Source organism: Pseudomonas parafulva (assembly GCF_000800255.1).
GTDB lineage: Bacteria > Pseudomonadota > Gammaproteobacteria > Pseudomonadales > Pseudomonadaceae > Aquipseudomonas > Aquipseudomonas boreofloridensis.
The window spans coordinates 3798837-3818582 of record NZ_CP009747.1 but is presented as its reverse complement, the minus strand read 5'-3'; the positions used below and the strand labels follow the sequence as shown (position 1 = coordinate 3818582).

14 protein-coding genes, 1 tRNA gene and 1 pseudogene are annotated in these 19746 nt (G+C 62.0%); 3 read left to right on the top strand and 13 right to left on the bottom strand.

What is annotated here, in order from left to right; translation table 11 throughout:
• Nucleotides 1-6: 6 nt before the first annotated feature.
• From NJ69_RS16705 to rpsU, 8 genes and pseudogenes are all read right to left on the bottom strand, one after another.
• Complete coding sequence (locus NJ69_RS16705; protein WP_039581183.1) at nucleotides 7-801, bottom strand: carbon-nitrogen hydrolase family protein; 795 nt, start codon at nucleotides 799-801, stop codon at nucleotides 7-9.
• Between the two features lie 18 nt (nucleotides 802-819).
• A complete protein-coding gene (locus tag NJ69_RS16700) occupies nucleotides 820-2502 on the bottom strand; it encodes a flavin monoamine oxidase family protein (RefSeq protein WP_039581181.1) in 1683 nt (560 codons plus the stop codon).
• A gap of 165 nt (nucleotides 2503-2667) precedes the next feature.
• Nucleotides 2668-3123, bottom strand: coding sequence for an Lrp/AsnC family transcriptional regulator (locus NJ69_RS16695; RefSeq protein ID WP_029614028.1), 456 nt, complete (start codon nucleotides 3121-3123; stop codon nucleotides 2668-2670).
• A 238-nt stretch (nucleotides 3124-3361) separates the two neighbouring features.
• Nucleotides 3362-3438 (bottom strand) — tRNA-Ile (locus tag NJ69_RS16690).
• 15 nt (nucleotides 3439-3453) lie between these two features.
• A pseudogene (locus NJ69_RS16685) lies at nucleotides 3454-6021 on the bottom strand (sensor domain-containing protein); the annotation flags it as partial.
• A gap of 349 nt (nucleotides 6022-6370) precedes the next feature.
• Nucleotides 6371-8221: an RNA polymerase sigma factor RpoD gene (gene rpoD / locus NJ69_RS16680; RefSeq protein ID WP_039581178.1), complete on the bottom strand. Its 1851-nt coding sequence runs from the start codon at nucleotides 8219-8221 to the stop codon at nucleotides 6371-6373.
• Nucleotides 8222-8288: 67 nt separating this feature from the next.
• A complete protein-coding gene (gene dnaG, locus NJ69_RS16675) occupies nucleotides 8289-10271 on the bottom strand; it encodes a DNA primase (RefSeq protein WP_039581175.1) in 1983 nt (660 codons plus the stop codon).
• A gap of 229 nt (nucleotides 10272-10500) precedes the next feature.
• On the bottom strand, nucleotides 10501-10716 hold the full coding sequence (gene rpsU, locus NJ69_RS16670) for a 30S ribosomal protein S21 (protein ID WP_003255575.1): 216 nt from the start codon (nucleotides 10714-10716) through the stop codon (nucleotides 10501-10503).
• Nucleotides 10717-10920: 204 nt separating this feature from the next.
• Here rpsU and tsaD point away from each other — a divergent pair, with 204 nt between their 5' ends.
• Nucleotides 10921-11946, top strand: a complete 1026-nt coding sequence (tsaD, locus tag NJ69_RS16665) for a tRNA (adenosine(37)-N6)-threonylcarbamoyltransferase complex transferase subunit TsaD (RefSeq protein WP_039581164.1) — start codon at nucleotides 10921-10923, stop codon at nucleotides 11944-11946.
• A gap of 9 nt (nucleotides 11947-11955) precedes the next feature.
• Here the strand turns inward: tsaD and plsY are convergent, their stop codons facing one another.
• Entirely contained in the window at nucleotides 11956-12525 is a 570-nt protein-coding gene (gene plsY, locus NJ69_RS16660) for a glycerol-3-phosphate 1-O-acyltransferase PlsY (RefSeq protein ID WP_039581162.1), read from the bottom strand.
• Nucleotides 12526-12599: 74 nt separating this feature from the next.
• Here plsY and folB point away from each other — a divergent pair, with 74 nt between their 5' ends.
• Both folB and folK read left to right on the top strand, forming a co-directional pair.
• Nucleotides 12600-12956: a dihydroneopterin aldolase gene (gene folB, locus NJ69_RS16655; protein WP_029614037.1), complete on the top strand. Its 357-nt coding sequence runs from the start codon at nucleotides 12600-12602 to the stop codon at nucleotides 12954-12956.
• Nucleotides 12947-13462: a 2-amino-4-hydroxy-6-hydroxymethyldihydropteridine diphosphokinase gene (gene folK / locus NJ69_RS16650; RefSeq protein ID WP_039581160.1), complete on the top strand. Its 516-nt coding sequence runs from the start codon at nucleotides 12947-12949 to the stop codon at nucleotides 13460-13462. The genes folB and folK overlap by 10 nt, the downstream gene beginning before the upstream one ends.
• A 3-nt stretch (nucleotides 13463-13465) precedes the next feature.
• Here folK and NJ69_RS16645 read toward each other — a convergent pair whose 3' ends face one another.
• The 4 genes from NJ69_RS16645 to NJ69_RS16630 all read right to left on the bottom strand — a co-directional run bounded on the left by NJ69_RS16645 (nucleotide 13466) and on the right by NJ69_RS16630 (nucleotide 19534).
• Entirely contained in the window at nucleotides 13466-14587 is a 1122-nt protein-coding gene (locus NJ69_RS16645; RefSeq protein WP_039581157.1) for a multifunctional CCA addition/repair protein, read from the bottom strand.
• Nucleotides 14588-14638: 51 nt separating this feature from the next.
• On the bottom strand, nucleotides 14639-16207 hold the full coding sequence (locus NJ69_RS16640) for a SpoVR family protein (RefSeq protein ID WP_039581156.1): 1569 nt from the start codon (nucleotides 16205-16207) through the stop codon (nucleotides 14639-14641).
• A complete protein-coding gene (locus NJ69_RS16635) occupies nucleotides 16204-17475 on the bottom strand; it encodes a YeaH/YhbH family protein (RefSeq protein ID WP_039581153.1) in 1272 nt (423 codons plus the stop codon). The genes NJ69_RS16640 and NJ69_RS16635 overlap by 4 nt, the downstream gene beginning before the upstream one ends.
• A 136-nt stretch (nucleotides 17476-17611) precedes the next feature.
• Nucleotides 17612-19534, bottom strand: a complete 1923-nt coding sequence (locus NJ69_RS16630) for a PrkA family serine protein kinase (protein ID WP_039581151.1) — start codon at nucleotides 19532-19534, stop codon at nucleotides 17612-17614.
• Nucleotides 19535-19746 lie beyond the last annotated feature (212 nt).

Genomic DNA, 19746 nt, shown 5'->3' with positions numbered 1-19746 from the left:
GGCGGCTCAGCGCTGGACGCGATGCAGGTCGTGCCGCAGGTCGGCCAGATACGGGAAGGCCTCGCGTCCTTGCCTCAGCGTGTGATGTGACAGGTCTGCCAGTAGAAGGCTTTCCTCATTCCCGGCCAGGCTCAGTTGACTGCCGTCCGGCGCGACGATGCTGCTCTGCCCGCAATACTGGATCTCACCTTCCGAGCCGCAGTAGTTGGCGTACACCAGGTAGCACTGGTTCTCCTGCGCCCGCGAACGTACGGTCACCTGGCAGACGAAATCGTAGGGCGCCATGTTGGCGGTCGGCACCAGGATCAGCTCGGCACCGTTCAACGCCAGGCGCCGGGCGTTCTCGGGGAACTCGATGTCGTAGCAGATCAGCAGCCCCAGCTTCCAGCCATTCAACGCCACCACCGGGAAGTGCTCCTCGCCGGGGCTGAACATCGTGCGGTCCAGTTCACCGAACAGGTGCGTCTTACGGTAGTTGCACAGTCGGCGGCCGTGAGCGTCGATCAACTGCACGCTGTTGTAGACCGCGCCGTCTTCGCCCTGCTCCGGATAGCCATAGACGATGGCAATGTTCTGCGCCTGTGCAAGCTCGCCCACAGCCTGGGCCGATGGGCCATCGACGGGCTCGGCCAGGCGCTGCACGGCCTGGGCGCCGATGTTGTAACCGCTCAGGAACATTTCCGGGCACACCAGCAACTGCGCACCTTGCGCCGCCGCCTGATGTGCCCGTTCGCGCAACCGGTCTAGGTTGCCAGAGACGTCCAGCGGCCTGGGCGCGCCTTGGAACAGGGCGATGCGCATGGCGTTTCCTCGCGGTTTTCAGTCGGGCAGGGCGATGGGGCCGATGTCGGCGAACACGTCACCAGGACCTGGATTGTCCGGATGTGTGCGGCCGCCAAAGTGGTTCATGATACCCCACACCGCATTCAGCGAAGTCTGCACCGCGCCTTCCACCCAGGCCGGCGTCCAGGACACATCGTCGCCGGCGATGAAGATGCCGCGCTGCTCGGCCGGCAGATCCTGCTGCATGAAGTGCGCGTACATGCGCTGGTTGTAGCGGTAATGGCCCGGCAATGCGCCTTTGAAGGCGCCGAGGAAGTAAGGATCGGCTTCCCAGGAAATGGTGATCGGGTCGCCGATGATATGCCCGGCGATGTCGGTCTTCGGGTAGATCTTCTTCAGCGAGTCCAGGGCCAGTTGCACACGTTTCTCGGTGGGGTGCGGCAGCATCTTCAGGGCATCGCTCATCCATGCATAGGACAGGCAAATCACCCCCGGCTTGTCGTCGCCGTTGTCGAACAGGTAGGTGCCGCGCGTAAGGCGGTCGGTGAGGGTCATGCTCAGCAGGTCGCGGCCGGTTTCCGGGTCTTTGTCTTTCCAGAACGGCCGATCGACCATGACGAAGGTCTTCGACGACTGCATGTAGCGCGTGCGGTCCAGGGCCATCCACATCTTCTGCGAGAACAGCGCTTCCTCGCAGTCGATCTGCGTGGTCAGCAGCCAGCTCTGGCAGGTGGTCAGCACTGCCGCGTAGTGGCGGCAGTCGCCGTAGTTGTCGGTGACCGCCAGACGCCCGTCACTGGCCCGCGCGATGCGCTTGACCCCCGCGCGCGGTGCACCGCCGTGCAGCGACTTGAGGCTGGTACCGGCCGGCCAGTGCGCCGCTTGCGCCGGGGCGTGCCGCCAGATGCCCTGCGGCACCTGCTCGACGCCGCCGACCACCAGGTGCTGGTGATCGTCGCAATTGGTCATCACCACCCGGAAGATTTCCAGCATCGAATTGGGGAAGTCCGAATCCCAGCCGCCAGTGCCGAAGCCCACTTGGCCGAATACTTCGCGGTGCTGGAAGCTCAACTGGGCAAAGGCCTTGGAGGTGGCGACGAAGTCATAGAAGGTGCGGTCGTCCCATAGCGGAACCAGCGTATTCCACAGCGCTTTCAGACGCGGTACGTCACGCTCGCGGATCGCCTGCTGGATCTCGCCGAAGGACGCGCGGTCTTCCAGCGCGTCGGCCCAGGCGTCTGCCACTTCGCGGAAGATCGGTGGCAGATCGCCGGGGTTTTCCGCGTAATAGGTCTGGCCCTCCAGATCAATCACCGTGCTGGGTGAGGCCGGGGTCAGCGGGTTGGGGAAGGGGCGGGTTTCCAGCCCCAGCTTGTCGACATAGTGGTAGAAGGCGGTGGAGGACACTGGAAAGCGCATGCCGCCCAGTTCGGCGACGATGGCGTCGGTGCCGTTGAAGGCCTGCGAGCGCAACCGCCCCCCGAGTTTCGACGCCTCGTACACCACCGGCTTGAGGCCCAGCTTCATCAGCTCGTAGGCCGCCACCAGACCGGCGATCCCGGCGCCGACGATGGCGACTTCCTCGCCTTGCCGCTCGGCGGGAATACTGCCGAGCCCGGCAGGGTGCTCTAGCCAGTCATCGAATGCGAAGGGAAAATCGGGGCCGAAGATGGTCACCGGGGGCTTGCCGTCGGCGGGATGGCGGTTTTTCTTGTTCATCTGATGACCTTGCCAGAGCGGCTGCGCAGAGGGCGGAGCCTGAGTATAGGAAATGCCTGGCGATCATTTTAGGGCTAGGGATGGTCGTTATTAAGAGCAAGAGTGGCGTCGAAATGCCTGTTTTTTCGTCATAACGACTTGAGCGTCAAGCGTTATGACGAATGTTCACACCGCCTGGCCACGATCCACCTTGTGGCTGAGGATGATCGACGTGGTGGTTTTCTCGACCCCTTCAAGGCTGCCGATCTGGTCGAGTAACTGGTCGAGCTGTTCGGGGGAGTCGCTGCGCAACCAGGCCACATAGTCGAACTCCCCACTCACCGCGCACAGTTGCTGCACCTGGCCCATGGCCGAGAGCCGGCGCACCACCTCGCGTCCGGCACGTGGCTGAACCTTGATCCCGACGTAGGCTTGCAGACCGCCGCCGGCCAGACGCTGACCCAGGCGCACGCCATAGCCGGTGATCACCTTGTGCTTTTCCAGCCGCGCCAGGCGCGAGGTGACCGTGGTGCGGGCGATACCCAATTGACGCGCCAGCGTCGCCACGCTTTCGCGGGCGTTGATTTGCAGCAGGGCGATGAGCTGGCGGTCGGTGTGGTCCAGGGGGAGGGTGTCTGGCATGGCGGGGCTCTTGGTGCGGTGGACTCAGGCGATGGTACGGGGGTTTGAGGGGAGCCGCTTGGGAAACTAGACAAAGCGGAGCTCGTCAACTGACAGATCCGGGAGCCGAATACGATGCGCTACCCGGCTCACTGTCTAATGTGCTGGTGTGGACTGTTTGTGGTCAGTGAGTTCTAGTGCCACATGAAAACGGCCGCCGCCAGAAACGACAAAGCCGCGCAATGCGCGGCTTCTAACATGGTGGGCCCACACGGACTCGAACCGTGGACCAAAGGATTATGAGTCCTCTGCTCTAACCAACTGAGCTATAGGCCCCAGAGGTCGGCGCGATTATAACGAGGGTTGGCCATGGGTGCCATCTGAAAGATCCGTTGGTGCTATGCGAAGAAAGCGCGCGGCGAACTGCTCGGCCGGCAGCGGCAGGCTGACGATGTAGCCCTGAATCTGCTCACACCCTTCAGCCGCCAGGAAGCGTTGCTGGGCCGGGGTTTCCACGCCTTCGGCAATGATCGTCAGTTGCATGCTGCGGCCCAGGGCGATGATGGCGCGGGCGATGGCGGCGTCGTGGGGATCGTCCGGCAGGCCTCGGATGAACGACTGGTCGATCTTGAGGATATCCAGCGGCAGGCGCTTGAGGTAGCTGAGCGACGAGTAACCCGTGCCGAAGTCGTCGATCGCCAGTTGCACGCCCAGGCCCTTGAGTTGGTGCAGGATGGCCAGGGCCTCTTCGGCCTGGCTCATGATGAAGTTCTCGGTGATCTCCAACTGCAGGTCGCCGGCCTGGAGCTGGAAGGTGCCGAGCAGGTGTTCGATGCGCCGCGCCAGGCTCGGCTGGCGCAACTGCGCGCCGGCCAGGTTGATCGACAACGGGCCGAACGGTGCGTAGGCGTGCTTCCACTGGTGCATCTGCCGGCAGGCCTGCTCCAGCACCCAATCACCTAATTGCAGGATGCTGCCGTTCTCTTCGGCCAGGTGAATGAACTGTTCGGGTGGCACTTCGCCGAAAGTGGGGTGCGTCCAGCGTACCAGCGCTTCGGCGCCGACCAGGGCCTGGGTCTTGAGGCTGAACTTGGGTTGGTAGTACAGGCTCAGTTCGTTGCGCTCGATGGCCCGGCGCAGTTCGTGTTCGAGGAAGATCCGTTCGTTGGCCTGGGTGGTGAGGTCCAGGGTGTAGCTCTCCACGCGGTTGCGGCCTTTGGCTTTGGAGCGGTACATGGCGGCGTCGGCGTTGCGGATCAGGGTGGCGACGTCGGTGCCGTCTTGCGGGTAGAGGCTGATGCCGATGCTGGCGCTGGTGAAGAACTCGTGCTCGCCCGCCTGCACCGGGGCGTGGAAGCAGGCCAGCAGCTTGTTGGCGATGGCACTGGCATCGCTGGGGCGGTGCAGGCCGGGCAGGAGAATGATGAACTCGTCGCCGCCCAGGCGTGCCACGGTGTCGACATCGCGCACCTGCTCCCTGAGGCGCTGGGCAATGCCTTTGAGCAGCAGGTCGCCGACGGGATGACCGAGGCTGTCGTTGATGTGCTTGAAGCGGTCGAGGTCGAGAAACAGCACGGCGCCCTGGCGGTTGGGGGCCTGGGCGCAGTTGAGGGTGGCTTGCAGGCGGTTCTCGAACAGGGTGCGGTTGGGCAGGCCGGTCAACGGGTCGTGGTGAGCCTGGTAGTCCAGTTCCGCCTGGGCGTGCTTGAGGCTGGAGATGTCGGCGAAGACCGCGACGAAGTGGCTGATCTCCCCCTCGCGGTTGCGCACGGCGCTGATGGTCAGCCAACTGGGATAGAGTTCACCGTTCTTGCGTCGATTGCAGATTTCGCCCTGCCAGTGGCCTTCGGCGCAGAGCTGATGCCAGAGGGCGGCGTAAAAAGCGCTGTCGTGCTGGCCCGAGGCGAGCAGGCGTGGCGTCTGGCCGAGGGCTTCGTGTTCGCTGTAGCCGGTGATCTCGCTGAAGGCGCGGTTGACCGCACTGATGTGCTGCTCGGGATCGGTGATGAGCACGCCTTCGGCCGTGTTCTCGAATACCGTGGCGGCCAGTTGCAGCTTTTCCTGCATCAGGTGGCGTTCGGTGATATCGCGGGTAATGGTCAGCATGCAGTCGGTGTCGCCGATGGGCAGCGGTCGCGCAGACACTTCGCATAGCCGAATCTGACCATCGCTGCGGCGGATATGGCAGCTGAAATCGCGCACGAAGCCGTCGCGGCGCAAGCGTTCGACCAGGCGCGCGCGCTCGTCGAGGTCGGCCCAGATGCCCAGGTCCAGGCTGTTCTGATCGCGGTTGGGGTCGATGTCGTAGCCGGTCAGGCGGCAGAAGCCCTCGTTGACCTCCAACAGCAAGCCGTCGCGCTGGCGTGACAGCAGCAGGCCGTCGGGCGAGGCATGGAAGGCCTTGGCGAACTTCTGTTCGGAAAGACGCAGCGCCTCTTCGGTGCGCTTGGTTTCGCTGATGTCGATCATCAGGCCGCGAATCAGCGGTTTATGACCGTGGCCGATCATGCTGACGATGTTGCGCACCCACAGTGTCTGGCCGTCGGCACGTATCACACGGTAGTCCAGGCTGTGGTCGCGGCCCGCTGCCGTTTCGCTGTCGCAGTAGTGCTGCACACGGAGGGCGTCATCGGGGTGCAGAATGCCGCGCCAGAAACCAGGCTTGAGCCACTCGCGCTGTGGATAACCGAGCAGATCCTCGGCGTGGGGGGAGACGTAGCTGTAAGTGAAATCGTTGGCATCGGCTTCCCAGGCCACTGCCGACAGGCTCTCGATCAGGCCTCGATAATGGTATTCGCTGCTGCGCAACTCCTGCTCGAGGGCGATTCGCCGAGAAATTTCCGAAGTCAGGCGGCGATTGATCCGCAACATGGCGATGAGAATCGCCACCACGGCGGCAAGCGCTGGCAAGCCAAGCAGCAACAGGTTGTGCCACAGGACCACTTGCTGACGATCGACGACCTGCATTGGCGCATGACTGCGGGCATCCACGGTGAGGTTGGCGTCGGTAGGCCGAATCTGCGAAGACGATTCGGACGCAGGGGCTAGGGCGGCAGCAGTGTTCTGGTCGGTCAAAGCGCTGGCAGTTGTGTTCCAGATCAGCAAGAGCAACAGCACAAGTGCCGGCAGCAAGGGCATGGCGAACTCTCGATCAAAGGGGCTGATTCGAGTGTAGACGTGCCGGGATGAACGGTGCCGAGGAATGCGGCCAACGGCCTGCAGGTTTTTGTCGCCCAAGAAAAACCCCGGCCTGGGCCGGGGTTCGTCATCACTCGTCGAGGAAGGAGCGTAGATGCTCGCTGCGCGTCGGATGACGCAGTTTGCGCAGCGCCTTGGCTTCGATCTGACGGATCCGCTCGCGAGTCACGTCGAACTGCTTGCCGACCTCTTCGAGGGTGTGGTCGGTGTTCATATCGATGCCGAAGCGCATGCGCAGCACTTTCGCTTCACGGGCGGTAAGGCCCGAGAGTACGTCGCGCGTGGCTTCCTTGAGGCTTTCGACCGTGGCGACATCGATCGGGGACTGCATGGTGGAGTCCTCGATGAAGTCGCCCAGGTGCGAGTCTTCGTCGTCGCCGATCGGGGTTTCCATGGAGATCGGCTCTTTGGCGATCTTCAATACCTTGCGGATCTTGTCCTCAGGCATTTCCATACGCTCGCCCAGCTCTTCCGGCGTCGGTTCGCGACCCATTTCCTGCAGCATCTGCCGGGAAATACGGTTGAGCTTGTTGATCGTCTCGATCATGTGCACCGGAATACGGATGGTGCGCGCCTGGTCGGCGATCGAGCGGGTGATCGCCTGGCGAATCCACCAGGTGGCGTAGGTCGAGAACTTGTAGCCACGACGGTATTCGAACTTGTCCACCGCCTTCATCAAGCCAATGTTGCCTTCCTGGATCAGATCGAGGAATTGCAGGCCACGGTTGGTGTACTTCTTGGCGATGGAAATCACCAGACGCAGGTTCGCCTCGACCATTTCTTTCTTGGCGCGACGGGCTTTCGCCTCGCCGATGGACATGCGGCGGTTGATTTCCTTGATTTCGGCAACGGTCAGACCGCTTTCGGTTTCGAGGTCGATCAACTTCTGCTGGCAGGCGACGATGGCCGCGTCTTTCTCGCCCAGCGCGGCAGCCCACTTGGTGCTGCGCTTGGCCAGATCACCGCTCCAGGTCTGGTCGGTTTCGTTGCTGGGGAACAGGCGCAGGAAGTCGGCGCGAGGCATGCGGGCATCACGCACGCACAGCTGCATGATGGCGCGTTCCTGTTGACGCAGGCGGTCGAGGGCACCGCGCACACGCTCGACGAGCGCGTCGAACTGCTTGGGTACCAGCTTGATCGGCATGAACAGGTCGGCCAGGGCTTGCAGTGCCTGGACGCTTTCCTTGGCGCCGCGACCATGCTTCTTCACCACCTTGTTGGTGGCCTGCAGCTGGTCGGAGACCGCACCGAAACGCTGTGCGGCAATGACAGGGTCCGGACCGCTCTCGGTCTCTTCCTCTTCGTCGCCGTCGGCGCTCTCTTCTTCTTCCTCGTCGGACTCTTCCTTGGCGGCGGACGCCTTGGCGCCGATGACCGGCACCTCTTCGGTCGGTGCGGCGATGTTGTCGTCAGGGTCGATGTAGCCGCTGAGCACATCCGACAGGCGGCCGCCTTCGGTGGTAACGCGGTCGTACTCGCCGAGAATGTGATCGACGGTGCCCGGGAAGTGGGCGATGGCGCCCATGACTTCACGGATGCCTTCCTCGATGCGCTTGGCGATTTCGATCTCGCCTTCGCGGGTCAGCAGCTCGACGGTACCCATTTCACGCATGTACATGCGCACCGGGTCGGTCGTGCGGCCGATATCGGTTTCGACTGCTGCCAACGCAGCGGCGGCTTCCTCGGCCGCGGCTTCGTCGGTGTCGGCTTCCGCCAACAGCAGGGCATCCGCATCCGGAGCACTCTCGAATACGTTGATCCCCATGTCGTTGATCATGCGGATGATGTCTTCCACCTGTTCCGGATCTGAAATATCCTCAGGCAGGTGGTCGTTGACCTCCGCGTAAGTCAGGTAGCCCTGCTCACGACCGCGGGTGATCAACTCTTTGATACGAGATTGCTGTTGCGCTTTTCCGGACATAACACCCTATCCACTGAAGGTCTTGGCGGGCAAAAAACAAGCCGAGGATTATACCCGAGCATGGACCTCACGCGCCAGATGAGGTCGGGGTTTGTGCGGGAACATTCCTGCTCAAAAGGGCAAGAAGCTGCGATTTTTCCTCGCCGCTCAGCTCACTTTGACGTGCTTTCCTGAGCAGATGTTCCAGGCTTCGCTCGCGCTGGCGAGCAGACAAGCTAGTAATGGTGTCGAAAAACTGTTGTTCAAGGTTATCGGCATCGATGAGCCATTCCTTCTCCGCCAGTGCCCGCAACAGGCGGCCTTGGTCGGTGCCGTGCCAGCGCGCGATCAACTGCATCGAGCTTAGACCAGGATTTTTCTGCACGGCTTCGATCAAGGCCACCAACAGCTGGCTGTAGAGGTGTTCCTCGGCAGCGAAATGGCTGGCATCTTCCACCTTGCCGGCCAGCAGCGGGTAGTGCAGTAAAGTGCGCAAGGCCGCGAGAGCCGGGGGTTCCACGGGGGCTGGGGTGCGTGGCGGAGCCTCATCGCGCTGCCAGCCTCTGCCGCCTTTGCGCTGCTTGTCCCAGGGCTTGCCTTTGCCCTCCCAGGGCTTTTTCGAGCCCCCCTTGGGGGGCGTCCAGGGCTGCTGTTCGGGCTGCGCCTGGCCATAGTCGTAGTGCTGTTCGGAGAAGTCCGGGGTATAGCTGGCCATGGCGTCGTAGTCATAGCCTGGATCGTAGTCCGGTACGTTGGGGGCTGCCGGCTGCTGGGCCAGTTGCTCCATTTGCTGCATGTCCAGGCCGGTGATTTCCTTCAGCCTGTTGCGCATCAACTGACGCAAATTGGCGCCCGGAATTTTTTCGATCAACGGTGCAGCCAGGGTCGCCATGTGCGCCTTGCCTTCCAGTGACCGCGGGTCGGCTTCGTTGCTCAGTTGCTCGAAGAAGTAGTCGGCGAGCGGTTGCGCGTGCTGGTGGATCCGCGCCTGGAAGGCATCGGTGCCCTCGGCACGGACCAGGGTGTCCGGGTCTTCACCTTCGGGCAGGAACAGGAAGCGCGCGCGGCGACCATCCTGAAGTGTTGGCAGTGCGGCTTCCAGGGCGCGCCAGGCGGCTTTTCGTCCGGCCTGGTCGCCGTCGAAGCAGAACAGTACGTTGGGCACCACGCGAAACAGGCGCTTGAGGTGCTCCTCGCTGGTGGCGGTGCCGAGGGTCGCTACGGCATTGCGCAAGCCTTGCTGGGCCAGGGCTATGACGTCCATGTAGCCCTCGACCACGATGATTTCGTCGAGGTTGCGGTTGTGCTTGCGCGCCTCGTACAGCCCGTAGAGTTCCTGGCCCTTGTGGAACACCGGGGTTTCCGGGGAGTTCAGGTACTTGGGCTTGTCATCGCCCAGCACCCGACCACCGAAGGCGATCACGCGGCCGCGGCTGTCGCGGATGGGGAACATCACCCGGTCACGGAAGCGGTCGTAGCGCTTGCCACTTTCGGCGTTCTCGATGAGCAAGCCGGCGTCGATCATGACTTTTTGCTGCAGGGTGTCCGCGCCCAGGTGCTTGAACAGGTTGTCCCAGCCCGGCGGCGCGAAGCCCAGGCCGAAATCACGGGCGATTTCCCCGGACAGGCCTCGGCCTTTGAGGTATTCGACTGCCGCCTTGCGCGTCGGATGATTGCGCAAGGCCTGGCGATAGAACTCGGCCGCGGCTTCGAGCAGCGGATACAGAGGCGAGTCGGTGGGCTGGCGCGGCTTTTGTCCGCGTCGGCCCTCCTCGCGGGGTACTTCCATGCCCGCGGCGCGGGCCAGTTCCTCGACCGCCTGGGGAAACTCCAGGTTGTCGTGGTCCATGATGAAGCCCAAGGCGTTGCCCCCGGCGCCGCAGCCGAAGCAGTAGTAGAACTGCTTGTCGGGACTGACGGTGAAGGACGGGGTCTTTTCCTTGTGGAACGGACAGCAGGCCGAGTGGTTCTTGCCGGTCTTCTTCAGCTGGATGCGCGAACTCACCACATCGACGATGTCGGTGCGGTTGAGAAGATCATCGATGAAGCTCTGGGGAATCAGCCCGGCCATGGCAGTCTCGTTATCTGGCTACGGCAAGTCTAATCGCAGAAGTGCAGCAAAGGAGATGCGAGTGCGCGGTTCACCTGCCGCGTCGGGCGTTCGAGGGTGAAGCGCTGAATAGATGCCCGATGACCGGAGTCTGGGCGCCCGAAGCACAGGGCTTGGGATTTGCAGCTACAACTGCCATTAGCCCGGCACGAGGCCGGGCTGGGCAGAAGCCTTGCGTAGAACGTCTGTATTAGTACAGACGAACGGCGCGGCGCTGTTCGCGCTGGACTTTCTTGGCGTGACGCTTCACGGCAGCAGCGGCTTTGCGCTTACGCTCGGCGGTCGGCTTTTCGTAAAACTCGCGGCTACGAACTTCAGCCAATACACCGGCTTTTTCGCAGGAGCGCTTGAAACGACGCAGAGCTACGTCGAAGGGTTCGTTCTCTTTAACTTTGACGGCTGGCATCCAGGGCTACCTTAATTCATTACCGGGGTGGACGTGCTCCTGGCAAAACAAAGGTGTGCTGGAGAACGTCAGTTTTCAAGGGTTGCGGATGTTAACCCTTAGTGTGGCGGAATGCAAAGCCTCTGATCGAAAACCGCTGGTCGGCACTGGGTACGGCGACTAGAATGCGCGGCTTCGCATTCAGCCTCCACAAGGCACGGACCCATGCTAGTACTGGGATTGGAAACATCCTGCGACGAAACTGGCGTCGCATTATACGACAGCGAACGCGGCCTGTTGGCCGATGCGCTGTTCAGCCAGATCGACCTGCACCGCGTCTACGGCGGCGTGGTGCCCGAGCTCGCCTCGCGTGACCACGTCAAGCGCATGCTGCCGCTGATTCGTGAAGTGCTCGATGAGGCCGGCAAGGTTGCCCAGGATATCGACGCCATCGCCTACACCGCCGGCCCCGGCCTGGTCGGTGCGCTGCTGGTGGGCGCGTCTTGTGCGCAGGCGCTGGCGTTCGCCTGGGACATTCCGGCCATCGGTGTCCATCACATGGAAGGTCACCTGCTGGCACCCATGCTCGAAGAGCAGCCGCCGCAGTTTCCGTTCGTCGCCTTGTTGGTGTCCGGCGGTCACACGCAGTTGGTGCAGGTCGATGGCATTGGCCAATACGCGCTCTTGGGTGAAAGCCTGGATGACGCTGCCGGCGAAGCGTTCGACAAGACCGCCAAGCTGATCGGCCTGAATTATCCGGGTGGTCCCGAAATCGCCCGCCTGGCCGAGCAGGGCACCCCCGGACGTTTCGTGTTCCCTCGGCCCATGACCGATCGTCCGGGCCTGGAATTCAGTTTCAGCGGCCTCAAGACCTTCGCCCTCAATACCTGGCAGCAGTGCCGCAATGCCGGGGACGACAGCGAGCAAACCCGTTGCGACCTGTCGCTGGCGTTCCAGCAGGCGGTGGTGGAGACTCTGACCATCAAGTGCAAGCGTGCGCTCAAGCAGACTGGCCTCAAGCGCCTGGTCATCGCTGGCGGCGTGAGTGCGAATAAGGCGTTGCGCACCTCGCTCGAAGGCATGTTGGCCAGCATGGGCGGCAATGTGTACTACGCGCGTGCGAAGTTCTGCACCGATAACGGCGCGATGATTGCCTACGCTGGGTGCCAGCGGCTATTGGCGGGCCAGCAGCAGGATCTGGCGATCAGCGTGCAGGCGCGCTGGCCGATGGAGCAACTGCCGCCGCTTTGACGGCGGGGCTCAGAAGTGGCGCTCGCGTCCGGCGAACAGGTCGCGCAGGTTGTTGCGGTGGCGCCAGACGATCAGCACGGTGAGCACGCTCATCGGCAGCAGCGCCGCAGGCTCGCGCCAGGCCAGCAGGGGCAGGGTCAAGGGTGTGGCGATCAGCGCGGCCAGCGAGCTGGTACGGGTCAGGTAGAAGGTCAGCAGCCAGGCTGCCACCGCCAGTAGCGCCGCGGGAAAATACAAGCCCATGAGCATGCCGGCGGCAGTGGCTACGCCCTTGCCGCCCTTGAAACGGAAGTACAGCGGAAACAGGTGGCCGAGCACCGCGCACAGGCCGATCCAGGCTTGGTCTTGCAGGCTCAGGCCGACAAAGTCGGCCAACAGCACGGGCAGCAAACCCTTGCACAGGTCGCCGAGCAGGGTGAGGATGGCCAGCTTGCGCCCTGCCAGGCGCAGCATGTTGGTCGCACCGGCGTTGCCTGATCCGCTGAAACGCGGGTCCGGGTGGCCGCCGAGGCGGCTCAGGACGATGGCGAAGGACAGCGAGCCGAGCAGGTAGGCGAGCAGCGCCAGTAACCAAAACATGCTAACTATTCCGGGCGGGGACGCCCTGATTCTAACGGCGCCCGTCGCCCTTGTCGTGCTGTGGAGAGAAGTGCTTGGACAGAGTGTTCATCGAAGGGCTGGAGGTCGATACGGTCATCGGCGCCTACGACTGGGAGCGCGACATTCGCCAGTGCCTGCGCCTGGACCTGAGTTTTGCCTGGGACAACCGTCCCGCTGCAGCCGGTGACGACCTCAGCCTGGCGCTCGACTACGCCAGTGTCTCGGCGCGTGTCCAGGCGTTCGCCGAGCAGTCGCGCTTCGAGTTGGTGGAAACCTTTGCCGAGCGCCTGGCGGCAACGCTGATGGCCGAGTTCGACATCCCCTGGATGCGACTGAAGCTGACCAAGCCCGGAGCCGTACCGGCGGCGCGGGGTGGCGTAGGTGTGGAGATCGAGCGCGGATGTCTCTGAGCACCGTTTATCTGGGCCTGGGCAGCAACACCGAGCGCGAGCGCCATCTGTGCGCGGGGCTCGACGCGCTGGCCGGCATCCTCAGTGACATGCGCTGCTCGGCGGTGTTCGAAAGCCAAGCCGTGGGCATCAAGAGCGGGCCGTTTTTCAATCTGGTGGTCAGCGGTCAAACCGACATGCCATTACTGGAACTGGACCGCCGACTCAAGTTCATCGAAGCCGACAACGGCCGCTATGCGCCGGACCGAAAAGGCTTGCCGTTGGATATCGACGTGCTGATGTTCGATGACCTGAACGGCACCTTCGATGGCCTGGTACTGCCACGCGCCGAGATCCTGAAGAATGCGTTCGTGCTCTGGCCGCTGTCGCTGCTGGCGCCTGATCTGGTGCATCCGGGGCAGGGCAAGGTCATGGCGCAACTTTGGCGTGAGGCTGACATTCAGCAGGTGCTGGCGCCGGTGCCGTTCGAGTGGCGCGGCTTGCAGTTGACGCCAGGCGGCGCCTAGCGGCTATACGCAAGACGCAGTGGCTTTGTGCTGGGCCAGCACGTGCAGCCGCTCCGCCTTGAGCGCCTCACCCAATGCCTGCCCGGTCAGCCCTCTGGCCACCAGCGGTTTCACATCCACGCCCCGTGCCTTCGATGCCGCGCCGCGCAGATAGTCGGCTTGTGCATAGTTGCGCGCGCCACGGGCGAAGGCTGCCATCTGGCACGCCGCGATGAACTCCTCGAAGCGCTGCGGCCGGCGGTATACATCGAATTTCTGCAGCAGCGCCAGCAGCGCTGAAGGTTCGAGTTCGCGCGCGCGGTCGGCCAGCGGCAGGCAGTCACCCACCAACCCCGCCAATTCCTGGCAGTCGCGTGGTGCCTTGAAACGCTGGTTCACGGCATTGATCTGCGTGGTGTCGTGGATGGCCAGCATCAGGCAGGCCCAGCGCACCGGCAGCGACTGGTCGTGCTCGGCCGCTTGACGCAACGGAGCGAGCGCCTGGCTGGAGCCATCGAGCTCTGGCATCAACTCATGCAGCGCGCCGCAATCGCGCAGCACCTCGATGAACACCTGAGGTTGGCTTTCCATCAGCGCCCGTTCGATTTCCTTCCACGCCCGCTCGGCTGTCAGTGCCTGTAGTTCCCCGCTGACGCTGAGTTGCCGCATCAGCGCCAGCGTGTCGTCAGCGACGTTGAAGCCCAGCGGCGCATAGCGGGCAGCGAACCGGGCAACGCGCAGTACGCGCAGGGGATCTTCGGCGAACGCCGGTGAAACGTGACGAAGAATGCGGTTTTCCAGATCCGCCTTTCCGTTGTATGGATCCAGCAGATTGCCTTGCGCGTCTTCGGCCATGGCATTGATGGTCAGGTCGCGACGGATGAGGTCTTCTTCGAGTGTCACCTCTGGGCTGGCGTGAAAGGTGAAGCCGCCGTAGCCACGACCGCTCTTGCGCTCGGTGCGCGCCAGGGCGTATTCCTCGCCGGTTTTCGGGTGGATGAACACGGGGAAATCGGCGCCGACCGGGCGAAAGCCCTGGGCGTGCATGTCCTCGACCGTGGCGCCGACCACCAGCCAGTCAACATCGCTGACCGGGCGCCCGAGCAGGCGGTCGCGTACTGCGCCGCCAACTTTGTAGATGTGCATATACAGCCTCCATGACAGCCGACAGCATACCCTGTCGGCAGTCGTCCGAGGCTAGAGGTGATGAATCACCGACATGTCCGAACGACTGTAGTCGCCCGTCTCGCCATGCTCGCCGCGAGGCGGCATGTGGTGGGTTTTGACCACTTTGTCGCCCTGCACGGTCTCCAGGTGGATGTCGAAACCCCACAGACGGTGCAGGTGCTTGAGCACCTCGTCGGTGGATTCACCCAGAGGTTTGCGATTGTGCTGTTGATGGCGCAGGGTCAGCGAGCGATCGCCGCGCCGATCGATGCTCCAGATTTGCACGTTGGGCTCACGGTTGCCGAGGTTGTACTGCGCGGCTAGTTGTTCGCGGATCAGGCGGTATCCGGCCTCGTCGTGGATGGCCGGCACCAGTAAGTCATCGCGTTGATCGTCGTCGAGAATGCTGAACAGCTTGAGATCGCGGATCACCTTGGGCGAGAGGTACTGCAGGATGAAGCTCTCGTCCTTGAAGCTGGTCATGGCGAATTTGAGGGTCGACAGCCAGTCGCTGCCCGCGATGTCCGGGAACCAGCGGCGGTCTTCTTCGGTGGGGTGCTCGCACATGCGACGGATGTCGGTGTACATGGCAAAGCCCAGGGCGTAGGGGTTGATGCCGTTGTAATAGGGGCTGTCGTAGCCGGGCTGGAACACCACACTGGTATGCGATTGCAGGAACTCCATCATGAAGCCATCGGTGACCAGGCCTTCGTCGTACAGGTCGTTCATCAAGGTGTAGTGCCAGAAGGTCGCCCAGCCTTCGTTCATCACCTGGGTCTGGCGTTGTGGGTAGAAGTACTGGGCGATCTTGCGCACGATTCGCACCACTTCGCGTTGCCAGGGCTCGAGCAGGGGGGCGTGTTTTTCGATGAAATAGAGGATGTTCTCCTGGGGTTCGGCCGGGAAGCGGGCATCGTCACGATCCCCGGCTTTATCCGCACTTTTGGGAATCGTGCGCCACAGGTCGTTGATCTGCCGCTGCAGGTGCTCTTCACGCTCTTTCTGGCGACGGCGCTCTTCCTCCGCCGAGATGGGGTAGGGGCGCTTGTAGCGGTCCACGCCGTAATTCATCAGTGCATGACAAGAGTCGATCAAGTCTTCCACGGCATCGATGCCGTGACGCTCCTCACACTGGGCGATGTACTGCTTGGCGAAGACCAGGTAGTCGATGATCGAACTGGCGTCTGTCCAGGTGCGGAACAGGTAGTTGCCCTTGAAGAAGCTGTTGTGTCCATAGCAGGCGTGGGCTATTACCAGCGCCTGCATGCAGATGGTGTTCTCTTCCATCAGATAGGCGATGCAAGGGTCGGAGTTGATGACGATTTCATAAGCCAGACCCATCTGGCCACGACTATAGGATTTTTCAGTGCTCAGGAACTGCTTGCCGTAGGACCAATGGTGATAGCCCAGTGGCATGCCGACCGAGGCATAGGCGTCCATCATCTGCTCGGCCGTGATCACTTCGATCTGGTTGGGATAGGTGTCCAGCGCATAGCGCTCGGCCAGCCGACCGATCTCCCGGTCGTAGGTCTGGATCAGCTCGAAGGTCCACTCCGAGCCGGTGGAAATGGGTTGGCGTCTCTGTGCTCTGGCGGTCATGTGGCTAACCTGCGCTGGAAGAGTTCACGGAAGACCGGATAGATGTCACCGGCCGAAACCAACTGTTGCTGGGCGAAGGTGTCCGGGAAGGCGTCGCCGATGCGCTCGTACTCGTACCACAACGCCTGGTGCTCGCGAGGGGTGATCTCGACGTAAGTGTAGTACTGCACATGCGGCATGATCTGGCGGGTGAGAATGTCGCGGCAGATGGGGGAGTCGTCGTTCCAGTTGTCGCCGTCGGATGCCTGGGCCGCGTAGATGTTCCAGTCGCTGGCCGGATAACGCTCGGCCATGATTTCCTGCATCAGTTTCAATGCACTGGACACGATGGTGCCGCCGGTTTCGCGGGAATAGAAGAACTCCTCTTCGTCCACCTCGCGGGCGCTGGTGTGATGGCGGATGAACACCACTTCGATGCGGTCGTAGTTGCGCTTGAGGAACAGGTACAAAAGGATGAAGAAGCGCTTGGCGATGTCCTTGGTCGCCTGAGTCATGGAGCCGGAGACGTCCATCAGGCAGAACATCACCGCCTTGGAACTGGGGTTGGGCTGTTTGACCAGCAGGTTGTACTTCAAGTCGAAGGTGTCGAGGAAGGGCAGTCGGTTGATGCGTGCCTTGAGCCGGACGATCTCGGCTTCCACTTCCTGAATGTCGGTGAAGTTGGCGGGCTCTTCGACGCTCAACCGCTCCAGCTCTTTCTGCGCCGCCCGCAACAGCGCGCGGCTGCTGCCGGTCAGGGCGATGCGGCGGGCATGGGCCGAACGCAGGGTACGTACGATGTTGATGCGTGACGGATTGCCTTCGCTGGCGATGCCTGCACGCACGGTCTTGAAGGTGTCGGCGCCGGTCAGGTGACGTTTCACCAGATTTGGCAATTCGAGGTCCTCGAACATGAACTCGAGAAACTCTTCCTGGGTGATCTGGAAGACGAATTCATCCATGCCTTCGCCGGAGTTGCCGGCCTTGCCTTTGCCGCCTCCGCCGCCGCCGCCCTGAGGGCGGGCGATGTGTTCACCGGCGGTGAATTCCTTGTTGCCTGGATGGACGACGGTCTGTTTGCCGCCGCGACCGTGATGCAGCACCGGTTCGTCGATGTCGCGACCGGGAATACTGATCTGCTCGCCATGCTCCATGTCCGTGATGGAGCGGCGGCTCACGGCCTCTTCGACCGCCTTCTTGATGTGCTCACGGTAGCGGCGCAGAAAGCGCTGCCGGTTCACCGTGCTCTTGTTCTTGCCGTTCAGGCGTCGGTCGATCACGTAGCTCATGGGGCCTCCGCTAAGCGCAGCTGCAAGCTTCGAGCGTCAAGCTGCTAGACAACGCAGCCACCATCACCGCAAGCCGACGCGCAGCCCCTGAGGGGCTACGCGACCGCTCGCAGCTTACGGCAGACGACTGGTCGCTTTATTGCGATTTCCTGACCCGCAGGTACCATTCCGACAACAGGCGAACCTGCTTGTCGGTGTAGCCACGTTCCACCATCCGGGTGACGAAGTCGTTGTGCTTCTTCTGGTCTTCCTTGCTTGCCTTGGCGTTGAAACTGATGACTGGCAGCAGATCCTCGGTGTTGGAGAACATTTTCTTCTCGATCACCACCCGCAGTTTTTCATAGCTCAGCCAGCTCGGGTTCTTGCCGTTGTTGTTGGCACGCGCACGCAGCACGAAGTTGACGATCTCGTTGCGGAAATCTTTCGGGTTGCTGATGCCCGCCGGTTTCTCGATCTTCTCCAGTTCTTCGTTGAGCGCGATGCGGTTGAGGATCTCGCCGGTTTCCGGGTCGCGGTACTCTTGGTCCTGAATCCAGAAGTCGGCGTACAGCACATAGCGATCGAAGATGTTCTGGCCGTACTCGCTGTAAGACTCCAGGTAGGCCGTCTGGATTTCCTTGCCGATGAACTCGATGTAGCGCGGCGCCAGGTACTCTTTGAGGTAGCGCAGGTAGCGCTCGCGAACTTCTGCCGGGAACTGCTCCTGCTCGATCTGTTGTTCGAGGACATACAGCAGGTGCACTGGGTTGGCGGCCACTTCATGGGGATCGAAGTTGAACACTTTCGACAGGATCTTGAACGCGAAGCGCGTGGAGAGTCCATTCATGCCTTCGTCGACGCCCGCGCTGTCACGGTACTCCTGAATCGACTTGGCCTTGGGATCGGTGTCCTTGAGATTCTCACCGTCGTAGACACGCATCTTCGAATAGATGTTGGAGTTTTCCGGCTCTTTCAAGCGCGACAACACGGTGAACTGGGCCAGCATCTTGAGCGTGTCCGGCGCGCAATGGGCCTTGGCCAGCGAGCTGTTGACCAGCAGCTTGTCGTAGATGCGGATCTCGTCGCTGACGCGCAGGCAGTAGGGCACCTTGACGATGTAAATCCGGTCGATGAAGGCTTCGTTGTTCTTGTTGTTGCGGAAGGTGTGCCACTCCGATTCGTTGGAGTGGGCCAACAAGATGCCGGAGTAGGGGATCGCGCCCAGACCCTCGGTGCTGTTGTAGTTGCCTTCCTGGGTGGCCGTCAGCAAAGGGTGCAAGACCTTGATCGGCGCCTTGAACATCTCGACGAATTCCATCAGGCCCTGGTTGGCGCGGCACAACGCGCCCGAATAGCTGTAGGCATCGGCGTCGTTCTGCGGGAATTCTTCGAGTTTGCGGATATCCACTTTACCCACCAGGGCCGAAATGTCTTGGTTGTTCTCGTCACCCGGCTCGGTCTTGGCGACGGCGATCTGGTTGAGGATCGAGGGATACAGCTTGACCACCTTGAACTTGCTGATGTCGCCGCCGAACTCCTGCAGACGCTTGGTTGCCCACGGCGACATGATGGTGTTCAGGTAACGCTTTGGAATGCCGAATTCTTCCTGGAGGATGTCGCCATCTTCGTTGGCATTGAACAAGCCCAGCGGTGTTTCGAAGACCGGTGACCCCTTGATGGCATAGAAGGGGACTTTCTCGATCAACTGCTTGAGTTTTTCGGCCAGGGACGATTTACCGCCACCGACCGGGCCCAGCAAGTAGAGGATCTGCTTCTTCTCTTCCAGGCCTTGGGCCGCATGGCGGAAGTAGGAAACAATCTGGTCGATGCACTCTTCCATGCCATGGAAGTCGGCAAAGGCCGGGTAGCGACGGATCACTTTGTTGGAAAAGATCCGCGACAGCCTGGAGTTGGTGGAGGTGTCGATCAGCTCCGGTTCGCCGATGGCCAGCAACAGCCGTTCAGCCGCCGAGGCGTAGGCACTGCGATCCTCTTTGCACAGCTCGAGGTACTCCTGCAGCGAAAGTTCTTCCTGGCGGGTGGACTCGAAACGTTGTTGGAAGTGGCTAAAAATGCTCATGACGTCACCTCGCTCGATACGTGGAGACGACGCCGGATCAGTCAGCTGATGCTGGCATGCAAGCGGCTTTCGCCGAATGCCTTGTACCCCCCAGAACACCCTGAAACGCTACCGATGACCCGCACGCCGGTGTACCGGCTCTCCCCTGATTTGGATGGCCTGGGCTTAAGGATAGTTGGTAATCGGCAAGGTCAAGGTCGTGGTGGCAAGAA

Coding starts and splice junctions, on each gene's coding strand:
- NJ69_RS16705 (WP_039581183.1), bottom strand. CDS start 801: ATGCGCATCGCCCTGTTCCAAGGCGCGCCCAGGCCGCTGGACGTCTCT.
- NJ69_RS16700 (WP_039581181.1), bottom strand. CDS start 2,502: ATGAACAAGAAAAACCGCCATCCCGCCGACGGCAAGCCCCCGGTGACC.
- NJ69_RS16695 (WP_029614028.1), bottom strand. CDS start 3,123: ATGCCAGACACCCTCCCCCTGGACCACACCGACCGCCAGCTCATCGCC.
- rpoD (WP_039581178.1), bottom strand. CDS start 8,221: ATGTCCGGAAAAGCGCAACAGCAATCTCGTATCAAAGAGTTGATCACC.
- dnaG (WP_039581175.1), bottom strand. CDS start 10,271: ATGGCCGGGCTGATTCCCCAGAGCTTCATCGATGATCTTCTCAACCGC.
- rpsU (WP_003255575.1), bottom strand. CDS start 10,716: ATGCCAGCCGTCAAAGTTAAAGAGAACGAACCCTTCGACGTAGCTCTG.
- tsaD (WP_039581164.1), top strand. CDS start 10,921: ATGCTAGTACTGGGATTGGAAACATCCTGCGACGAAACTGGCGTCGCA.
- plsY (WP_039581162.1), bottom strand. CDS start 12,525: ATGTTTTGGTTACTGGCGCTGCTCGCCTACCTGCTCGGCTCGCTGTCC.
- folK (WP_039581160.1), top strand. CDS start 12,947: ATGTCTCTGAGCACCGTTTATCTGGGCCTGGGCAGCAACACCGAGCGC.
- NJ69_RS16645 (WP_039581157.1), bottom strand. CDS start 14,587: ATGCACATCTACAAAGTTGGCGGCGCAGTACGCGACCGCCTGCTCGGG.
- NJ69_RS16640 (WP_039581156.1), bottom strand. CDS start 16,207: ATGACCGCCAGAGCACAGAGACGCCAACCCATTTCCACCGGCTCGGAG.
- NJ69_RS16635 (WP_039581153.1), bottom strand. CDS start 17,475: ATGAGCTACGTGATCGACCGACGCCTGAACGGCAAGAACAAGAGCACG.
- NJ69_RS16630 (WP_039581151.1), bottom strand. CDS start 19,534: ATGAGCATTTTTAGCCACTTCCAACAACGTTTCGAGTCCACCCGCCAG.